The following is a 9,632-nucleotide window of genomic DNA, read 5'->3' on the forward strand; positions in this document are numbered from 1 at the left end:
AAAAACGACCTCAGCGCTACCCTATTGTTAAAACTAAAAAAAGAAATGCCGGTCAGTCTTAACTGACCGGCATTACGCTCTCGAGCGGGCTTTTTTTTGTGCCCTTCTGCCAGCAGAACCGGGTCCCGGTTTGGGCAAAAGAGCCAAATAAGTGCACTTTGGCATCAAGATACCCTTTTGCTTGCCGATATAGATAGTACCTCTGGTTACTCTCTATGGTAGTAGCACTATGAAAAGTCTAAATTTATCACTGGCGAGGAAGCTGCTCAGCCTCATGATTGCCGGGCTGGTTTCCTTTGTCAGCCTGTTTTTGCTGCAGCGCTATGCGGTTTCACAAGTGCTGGCCGTGACCGCCGGTTCGGGTGCGGACCTCGTCGCCCGGGCCGAGTCTGCGGCCAGTAGCGCGGGCATGCTTATGCTGATTGTGACGGTCATACTGGCGGTGGTTTTTGCCGGTCTGGTGTTCCTGCTCCAGCACAGCCTGAAGCCACTGGGCAAGCTGGCCATGGTAATGAAACAAACCAGTGAGCAACATGACCTTTCATTGCGCGCCGATGCCAGCGGCAATGGCGAGGTCGCCGATATGGCACGGGTCTTTAACACCATGATGACGGATTTTCAGCGGGTTCTCACCGGTCTGGCTGATTCCGCTGCCACGTTGAGTGCATCGACCGAGGAACTGGCGGCGATCAACGAGCAGACCAATGGTGGTGTCGCGGAACAGAACCAGGAAACCGATCAGGTTGCCACGGCCATGAATGAAATGTCGGCCACCGCCCAGGAGGTGGCACGGAATGCCGGCCAGGCTGCCGAGGCCGCGCACAATGCCGATGGCCGCTCCCAGGAGAGTGCCGAGATATCAGTGAATGCCATGTGCGGTATGGATAACCTGGTCGCCGAGGTTGAAAAGGCCGCCAATGTCATTCGTGGGCTGGAAACGGAGAGTGACAAGATTGGTACTGTGCTGGATGTCATCAAGGGGATCGCGGAACAGACCAACCTGTTGGCCCTGAATGCGGCCATTGAAGCCGCGCGTGCGGGTGAACAGGGGCGTGGCTTTGCCGTGGTCGCCGACGAGGTCCGGGCATTGGCCAGTAAAACCCAGCAGTCAACCGAAGAGATCAATACCATGATCACCAGCCTGCAACAGGGCTCCAAGCAGGCCGTCGCGGTCATGATTGAGGCCGAGGCTCTGGGCAAGCGCGGCAGTGAGCAGACCGAGTCCGCTGCTGAATCACTGGCCGAAATCGCCGGTGATATCAGTGTTATCAACAGCATGAACACCCAGATTGCCAGTGCCGCCGAAGAACAGACCGCGGTAACCGAGGAAATGAATCGCAGTATCATGAATATTGCGCGTGTTTCCCAGCAAACCGCCTCCGGTATGGAGCGCACCACGGATTTAACCCGTTCACTGGCTGACATTGCTCAGCAGTTAAGCCAGCAGGTGGGGAACTTCAGGTTGTAATTGATGATTTAGGATTGATGATCGATGATTGTTGTACAGTTTAGTGCTAGTCATTAATCAGTCTTGCTAATATCTGGCCTACATGGCCCAGTAGAAGCGCAACAAACAAGTGATAGCCGATAATTTTCCTGACATTCATCAATCATCATTCTGCAATCATCAATATCTTTTCATTCACCAATCATAAAACTCTTGGGAGGAGACTAGTGGTTACTTGCTACTTGCTACTTGCTACTTGCGTATTGTGTGATGAAAGTTTTTTCATCAGTCCTTCCACCCCGTTGCGGCGGACTTCTCTGGAAAAGTTTCGACGGTAATTGTTCAGCAGGCTGATGCCGTCGATACTGATGTCATACACCTTCCAGCCCCCAGCTGTTTTGTGCATGCGATAAGCTACCGGTATCGCCGGACCAGTACTTCGCCGGATCTCGGTGCGCACCAGACTGTCAGTACTATCCGGCTCCAGGCGTGTGGGTAAAATCACAACATTTTCATCCGTGTATTCAGCCATCGCCGTGGCATAGGTTCTTAATATCAGTTTCCGAAACTCGTTCGGGAATTGCTGTTTCTGTATGGCCGTCGCTTTGCGCCAGTGTTTGCCGAGTACCCAGGCCGCCATCCGTTGCACATCAAAGTGTGGCAGTACAATCTCATCGGCCAGTGCATAGACGCGTTGAGGGTTTTTCTTCACCTCTTCACGTTCCTCTTGCAGGGCGTGGAGCATCTGGCTGGTCGTTTGTTTCACCAGTTGCTCCGGTGTTTGATCGGCGGCCATGGCATGCGCACTTTCGATCATCAGTACCAGTGCGAACAGGGTAATGATGACAGTGGCCGTCAGCAGTTTAAACACCACTGCCATCGGTGAGTGATGAATAATCGCTTTGCGCTGGCGGTTCCAGTCATTGCGCCTGGATAAATGGCTTGTCGGCAGGTAGTTCATGGTCGTTCTCCGCAGTGTTGTCTCTGTGATGACAGTATCGACAAAGCGGTGATTTGCCGCGATGACCTATGCCACCATGACAGTGTGAATATGTCACATGGCCAGCTTGCTGAATCGGTCTGACAGGCGGGCTTTAGAGGACAAACAACGACTAGACAAAACGTCCGGCACCAATCAGCCTGGCTTGCCAGTACGGGTTGCTGAGGCTGGCCTGGCTGACGGTCTTGCCGGAGGAGGGGGCATGGATAAAGCGCCCATGGCCGGTATAGATGCCGACATGACTGGGTTTCTTGTCATTGATACGGAAAAACAGCAAGTCGCCGGGGCGGATGGCATCCAGTGGCACGGCCGTGCTGGCGCGGAACTGGTTACGGGTTGAACGGGGCACAGATAGACCGCTACGGGCATGCACATAGTGCACCAGGCCACTACAGTCGAAGCCCTCCGCAGGGCTGTTGCCACCATAACGATAGGGGGTGCCCAGCTGCTCGTGGCTGAGCCGGATCAGCCGGTCAATTCGGGCGGGGGGGTGTGGTTGTTGGGCAGATGGCCCGCTGACCACGGCGGGCGGGGTGCTGCCGCAGGCAGTCAGAAAGATGAAAAATGGCCACAGGAATAGCAGTGGCAGGCTCTGTCTTGGCGCTAATCTCATCATAGTGTTCCTCTAAAACCAAGTATAGGCGCTGGCCGCAGCCTGGCAAACCGGGGAATCGGTATCAGACCACAAATCAGGCAAGAGGGAATGCTATAATGGCGCTCATGTATTGCCATAACCGAGAACGACCACCCCGTGCCCCGCCGAAAACCACGCAAATCCAGTAAAACCGCCAGAAAAGCCAGGCCTGGCAAACGCCAGGGTGTTAGCCGTTGGTTCTGGCGGCTGTTTTGGCGCGCCCTGGCGGTAGGGGTGGTCGCTGGCCTGCTTTACACCCTTTATCTTGATTTCAGCATCCGCCAGCAATTCGAGGGTAAGCGCTGGGAACTGCCGGCGCGCGTCTATGCGCGCCCCCTGGAGCTGTTCAGCGGCCAGGATTTAGACGTCAAGAACGTGGTTCGTGAACTGCAAGCGATTGGTTACCAGCGACGCGCCAATACCCGCGAGGCAGGCAGCTACTGGCAGGTCGGGAATGAACTGCAGCTGGTGACGCGCAAGTTTGATTTCTGGGATGGCAGGGAACCCTCGCGACGCCTGATGCTACGCTTTGATGGCGCCAGGTTGATTGACCTGCGCGAACAGGGCAGCGGTGCGAACGTCGATATCGCCCGCCTCGAACCGGTGCTGATGGGGGGCATTTACCCCAGTCATAACGAAAACCGCCTGCTCGTGCAGCTTGACGATGTGCCGCCCCTGCTGGTGCAGTCGCTGATCGCCATCGAAGACCGCGACTTCTATCAGCATCACGGTATTGCTCCGCGTGCCATTGCCCGCGCCCTGTGGGCAAACCTGCGTGCAGGCAAGACAGTGCAGGGTGGCAGCACGCTGACCCAGCAGCTGGTGAAGAATTTTTTCCTGACCCATGAACGCAGTTTGACGCGCAAGCTTAACGAAGCCGTGATGTCATTGTTGCTGGAATGGCATTACGACAAGGAAGCCATCCTCCAGGCTTACCTGAACGAGGTCTATCTCGGCCAGAGTGGCAAACATGGTGTGCATGGCTTCGGCCTGGCCAGTCGGTATTATTTCGGTCGGCATATCAATGAAATAAATCTTTCACAAATGGCCTTGCTGGTGGCGATAGTCAAAGGACCGTCCTATTATGACCCGCGTCGCCACCCACAGCGTGCCCTTGAACGGCGGAACCTGGTCCTGTCCCGGATGCTGGAGCAGGGCTTTATCGACAAGGCCGCCTATGCAAAGGCACGCCGCAGCAAACTTGTGTTAATCCCGAAACCGAGCACCAGCACCAGTGATTACCCTGCCTACCTGGAACTGGTCAGGCGCCAGTTGCGCCGTGACTATCGCGATGAAGACCTGAGCTCGGAAGGCCTGCAGATATTTACCGCCTTCGACCCGCATGTGCAGTGGCAGACAGAGCAAGCCATGACCCGGCGTATCGTCTCGCTGGAAAAGCAGCGGCGCCTGCCGGCAAAGAAATTGCAGGGCGCGGCGATTGTTACCGCTATCGATAACGGCGAGGTACTGGCCGTGGTCGGGGACCGCGCGCCCCGTAACAGCGGCTTCAACCGTGCCCTTGATGCAGTACGGCCGATTGGTTCCTTGATGAAACCGGCGATTTACCTGACCGCCCTTGAAGACCCTGCACATTACAGTCTCGCCACCCTGCTCGATGATTCACGCCTGGTCATGGAGACAGAGAACGGTGAACAATGGCAGCCGGCCAATTATGACAATCTGTATCATGGCCAGGTGCTGTTGCGGGATGCGCTGGTGCATTCCTATAACGTCTCAACCGTGCGGCTCGGCCAGCAGATTGGGATGAACAAGGTTGCCGAGAGCCTGAAACGACTCGGTGTCTACCGCGAGGTCCACCGTTATCCATCGCTGCCATTGGGCACGGCCGCATTCAGTCCCCTCGAAATGGCGCAAATGTACCAGGTCTTCGCCGCCGGCGGCTTCTACTCACCGTTGCGCAGTATCCGTAATGTCCTGGATGCGAACGGTAAACCGCTGCAGCGTTACCCGTTGACCGTGCAGCAGGCCTTCGACCCGGCAGCGGTCTATCTGCTTAACCACGCACTGCGGGCGGTCGTCGAAGAAGGCACGGGCCGCGGGTTGCGCAGTCGCTTGCCGGCTGACTTGATGGTGGCCGGCAAGACCGGGACGACCGATGATCTGCGGGATAGCTGGTTTGCCGGTTTCAGCGGCTCACACATGGCCGTGGTCTGGATGGGCATGGACGATAACAAGGCCGCGAGCCTGACCGGCGCAAGTGGTGCCATGCAGGCCTGGGCTGATATTATCAAGGGCATCAATACCCGGCCGCTATTTCTGGTCCCGCCGGAGAATGTCGAGGAAGTCCGGGTTGACCGGCTTACCGGCCTGCGCGGCAGCGAGAGCTGTAGTGATACCGTGCTCCTTCCCTTTATCAAGGGTAGTGCACCAGATGATTATGCCGAGTGCGCCGGTGGCTTGCGGGGCTTCTTCGGTTTGTTTGGCCGGGACTGAGCCGGGTATAACCGAATAGCCTGGCAGGCCTTTTTTGAATGGAACAGTACCAATGAAGAGAATGAGTTTGCTACGAATCTGTCTACTGGCCGCGCTGGCGACGCTATTGACCGCCTGTGGCAGTATCGAAAAGCAGCGCCCGGATACGCCGCCGGCCGATACGCCCGTCGAAGAGCGTGACCACGGTTCGATCAGTACGTATCGCTTTATTCCGCCACCGCCACTGGAGGAGAGCGCCAAACCAGACCGGGCACCCAGCAGCTCTGCCGTCTCTCGCCTGCATGCCGATGCGAAAAAACAGCTGGCGGCCAGGCAGTACAATGCTGCCGCCTCCACCCTTGAACGCGCCCTGCGCATCGCCCCGCGTAACGGCGAACTCTGGCACAGCCTGGCGGTGGTGCGCCTGCAGCAACAGCGCTGGGAGATGGCGCGGAACATGGCTGCGAAGTCAAACAGCCTGGCCACGGCAGACCGGCCCTTGCAGGCACGCAACTGGCGTCTCATTGCCAATACTCACAGCGCCCAGGGCAATCAGCAGTCTGCACAGGAAGCCTGGCAACGCGTACGGGCGCTGAGCGGCAGCTAACAGCAGACTTTTCAGGTTGTTAGTGCAATAATCGTCTCCGGGTGATTAAAAACGCGTTAGAATTACGTTATTGTTTTGCATAGATAAAGAAAGGGATGTCTCCTTGTCCATTTTCGCGGTCGACAAACTCATTAGCCAGGCACGGATTCTCGCGGCCGATTATCGCCGGACCATGGGCAAGCCACTGGCCGGGATCAGCAGCGAGATCGCCGAATACGATGCCGTGAATCTGCTGGGGCTCGAATTATGTAACCCGCGGGTCAGCGGTTACGATGCGATCGGCACCGGTGATCGCGCAGGCAAACGTGTGCAGATCAAGGCGCGGGTCATTCCCGATGGCAAGCGCTCCGGTCAGCGTGTCGGTCAGCTCAAGCTCGAACAGGACTGGGACCTCGTCGTGCTCGTGATTATGGACGAGAACTATGAGCCGGTTGAAGTCTATGAAGTCGATCGTGAGACGATTGATGAACTCGCCAGTACGAGCAAGCCCGGTAAACGCGGGGCGATGTCAGTCGCCAGGTTCGTGGCTATCGGTCGCCTGGCCTGGACGCGCGAAAACGGCACTGCCCCGGCGCAGGATGCGGACGAACTATGGGATAATCAGCCTGTCAGTCATGATACCAAGGCCAAGGGTTAACGCGACCAGTTCGCTCACAGCATGTTAACTCCAGCCGAACAACTCGGTGCCGACGGCGCACTCGCCCGCCATATTGAAAATTTTGCCCCGCGTGCTGCCCAGCAAGAGATGGCCACTGCAGTTGATACGGCCATCGTGCAGGGTGGACGCCTGATCACCGAGGCAGGTACCGGCACCGGCAAGACCTTTGCCTATCTTGTGCCGGCACTCATGGCCGGCAAAAAGGTCATTATCTCCACCGGTACCAAGACCCTGCAGGATCAGCTCTTTCATCGCGACATTCCAACTGTACGCGCCGCCCTGCAGATGCCGGTCGAGGTGGCCCTCCTGAAGGGCCGCGCCAACTACCTGTGCCTGTATCGCCTGGAGATATCCTCTGATCAGGTGCGTCGCAAGAAAGTACTGGCCCGCCAGTGGATGGTGGTGCGCGACTGGCAGGTGCAGACACAAAGCGGCGATATCGCCGAGTGCAGCGTGCTGCCGGAAGATGCCGCCATCTGGCCACAGGTCACGGCCAATGCCGATAATTGCCTCGGTCAGGACTGCCCGGCGTTTAACGAGTGCTACATGATCAAGGCACGCCGGCGGGCGCAACAGGCCGATGTGCTGGTGGTCAATCATCACTTGTTACTCGCCGATATGGCCCTGCGAGGAGATGGTTTTGGTGAGGTCCTGCCCGGTGCGCATGCTTTTATCATCGACGAGGCGCACCAGCTTCCCGAGGCTGCGACCCAGTTCTTTGGCCTGCGCCTGAGCAGCCGGCAACTCAATGAGCTGGCCAGCGACACGATCGCCGAGCAACTCAAAGATGCCAGTGAGGCCAGGGCCATCCGTGCCGCCGCCGAGGCCATGCAAAAGGCAGTCGCCGATTTGCGGCTGGCCTTTGGCGAGGCACCACAGCGTAGTCCGTGGCAGGCTATGCAACAGCGCGAGACGGTCAACAAGGCCGTGGCGGAACTGGCGGCGACGCTTGCCGCACTCGAAGACGTGCTCGGGCCGCATGCCGAGCGCAGTCGCGGCATTGAAAAATGCCTGCGTCGTGCCCAGGCGCTTATCGAGTTATTGCCACAAGTCACCGGTGAGAATGACGATAGCCATATCCAGTGGTTTGAAACCTTCCGCCGTGGCTTCAGCCTGCACCTGACGCCGCTGGACGTCGCCGATATCTTTCGTGATCACATGGCAGAGAGCCGCGCGGCTTGGGTATTCAGTTCCGCCACCCTCGCCGTGGGTGACAGCTTTGCCCACTTTGCCCAGCGCATGGGGCTGGCAGACGCCGAGACCAAACGCTGGGACAGCCCGTTTGATTTTGCACGACAGGCCGCGGTCTACATCCCCGAGGGCCTGCCCGAACCGAACAGTCGCGGCTATACCGCTGCGGTCATCGAGGCGGCCTTGCCCGTGCTGCGCGCCGGCCAGGGCCGGGCCTTTATGCTGTTTACCAGTCACCGTGCATTACGTGAGGCCGTAACCCTGTTGGAGGGCAAGCTCGAGTATCCCCTGCTAGTGCAGGGCACGGTCTCGCGCAGCGACCTGCTACGCCAGTTCCGTGAACATGGCCACGCTATCCTGCTCGGCACGGGGAGTTTCTGGGAAGGCATTGACGTGCGGGGTGAGGCACTGACCTGCGTCATCATCGACAAGCTGCCGTTTGCCAGCCCCGATGACCCGGTCCTGCAGGCGCGCATCACGGCCATGCGGGCAGCAGGTGGCAACCCGTTTATGGACTATCAGTTACCGACCGCGGTCATCGCCCTGAAGCAGGGCGCGGGGCGGTTGATTCGTGATGTCGATGACTACGGCGTGCTGATGCTCTGTGACCCCCGCCTGATCAGCAAGCCGTATGGCAGGTTGTTCATCCGCAGCCTGCCGCCGATGAAACGGACGCGCAAACTGGCCGAGATTGAAGGCTTTTATGCACACCACAATCAGCGAACCCCCGCGACCGAGACCTGAGACAGAAGCATGAAGATCCTCGCCATTGAAACCGCCACCGAGGCCTGTTCCGCCGCGTTATATATCGATGACGTTTGCACGCAGCGTTACGAGATCGCGCCACGCCGGCATGCCGAGTTGATCCTGCCCATGTGCGAGGAACTGTTGGCGGAGGGCGGTGTTGCGCTGCACGAACTCGATAGCCTGGCCTTTGGCCGTGGCCCCGGGGCGTTTACCGGCCTGCGCATTGCTGCCGGTGTCATCCAGGGCATGGCCTGGGCGAATGAGCTGCCGGTGGTGCCGGTTTCATCGCTGGCGGCACTTGCCTACGGTGCCTGGCGAGAGCATGGCCAGGCAAAGGTGATGGCCGCCATCGATGCGCGTATCAGTGAGGTGTACTGGGGATGTTACGAATGCGGGCCGGGTCAGGTGACGTTGACTGCTGCAGAGCAGGTTTGTGCGCCAACAAAGGCCCCGTTACCGGCAGGCGAAGGCTGGTTTGGTATCGGCAGTGGCTGGATCACGTATGGAGTGGAATTAAGTCAACATACGGCCGCGCAATGCCTGGAATACACTGGTAATGCCTTCCCGCAGGCGCAGGATATCGCCATCCTGGCCGCAACCGCATTTGCACATGGTGAGGCGGTAAGCGCCGAACAGGCCTTGCCGGTATATATACGTGACAATGTCGCGAAGAAGAAAAAAGACCAGGGATAGTTATCGGGTTGTTGCCTTGGCGGCGGGTGAAGTACCGCATCAGCGGTGGTGTGTGAAACACGGCGGTCGCTGATGCGGGATGTCCTCCACGAACAAGTCCAAGAATAGACGAATCCTTATACAGTGCAAGTTTTTTTATAAAAAATTTCACTGCTGTCCCGTTAACATAAGCCTGACAAGCAGTAAGCTTCGAGAAAATAAGGTAACCAGGTTGATTGATGC

8 protein-coding genes are annotated in these 9,632 nt (G+C 57.9%); 6 read left to right on the plus strand and 2 right to left on the minus strand.

Features of this window, described 5'->3' with window-relative positions:
* The first annotated feature begins 229 nt into the window (after positions 1-229).
* The gene (locus tag RQ738_RS12310) at positions 230-1,468 is read left to right on the plus strand and encodes a HAMP domain-containing methyl-accepting chemotaxis protein (RefSeq protein ID WP_314165540.1); all 1,239 of its coding nucleotides are present in this window, start codon (positions 230-232) and stop codon (positions 1,466-1,468) included.
* 217 nt (positions 1,469-1,685) lie between these two features.
* Here the strand turns inward: RQ738_RS12310 and RQ738_RS12315 are convergent, their stop codons facing one another.
* Both RQ738_RS12315 and RQ738_RS12320 read right to left on the minus strand, forming a co-directional pair.
* Positions 1,686-2,408 carry an ABC transporter substrate-binding protein gene (locus RQ738_RS12315; protein WP_314165541.1) on the minus strand — a complete coding sequence of 241 codons (723 nt, stop codon included), beginning with the start codon at positions 2,406-2,408 and terminating at the stop codon, positions 1,686-1,688.
* Positions 2,409-2,559: 151 nt separating this feature from the next.
* The gene (locus RQ738_RS12320; RefSeq protein ID WP_314165542.1) at positions 2,560-3,063 is read right to left on the minus strand and encodes a C40 family peptidase; all 504 of its coding nucleotides are present in this window, start codon (positions 3,061-3,063) and stop codon (positions 2,560-2,562) included.
* Positions 3,064-3,198: 135 nt separating this feature from the next.
* Here RQ738_RS12320 and mrcB point away from each other — a divergent pair, with 135 nt between their 5' ends.
* The 5 genes from mrcB (at position 3,199) to tsaB (ending at position 9,410) form a co-directional block, all read left to right on the plus strand.
* The gene (gene mrcB / locus RQ738_RS12325; protein WP_314165543.1) at positions 3,199-5,535 is read left to right on the plus strand and encodes a penicillin-binding protein 1B; all 2,337 of its coding nucleotides are present in this window, start codon (positions 3,199-3,201) and stop codon (positions 5,533-5,535) included.
* A 52-nt stretch (positions 5,536-5,587) separates the two neighbouring features.
* Complete coding sequence (locus RQ738_RS12330) at positions 5,588-6,121, plus strand: tetratricopeptide repeat protein (protein WP_314165544.1); 534 nt, start codon at positions 5,588-5,590, stop codon at positions 6,119-6,121.
* A 103-nt stretch (positions 6,122-6,224) separates the two neighbouring features.
* Positions 6,225-6,758: a hypothetical protein gene (locus RQ738_RS12335; RefSeq protein ID WP_314165546.1), complete on the plus strand. Its 534-nt coding sequence runs from the start codon at positions 6,225-6,227 to the stop codon at positions 6,756-6,758.
* A gap of 21 nt (positions 6,759-6,779) precedes the next feature.
* Positions 6,780-8,714 (plus strand): ATP-dependent DNA helicase, encoded by a 1,935-nt coding sequence (locus RQ738_RS12340; RefSeq protein WP_314165547.1) that lies wholly within the window; start codon positions 6,780-6,782, stop codon positions 8,712-8,714.
* 9 nt (positions 8,715-8,723) lie between these two features.
* A complete protein-coding gene (gene tsaB, locus RQ738_RS12345; protein ID WP_314165548.1) occupies positions 8,724-9,410 on the plus strand; it encodes a tRNA (adenosine(37)-N6)-threonylcarbamoyltransferase complex dimerization subunit type 1 TsaB in 687 nt (228 codons plus the stop codon).
* Positions 9,411-9,632 lie beyond the last annotated feature (222 nt).

Origin of the sequence: Sulfuriflexus sp. (assembly GCF_032250955.1) — a bacterium.
Classification (GTDB): Bacteria; Pseudomonadota; Gammaproteobacteria; order AKS1; family AKS1; genus Sulfuriflexus.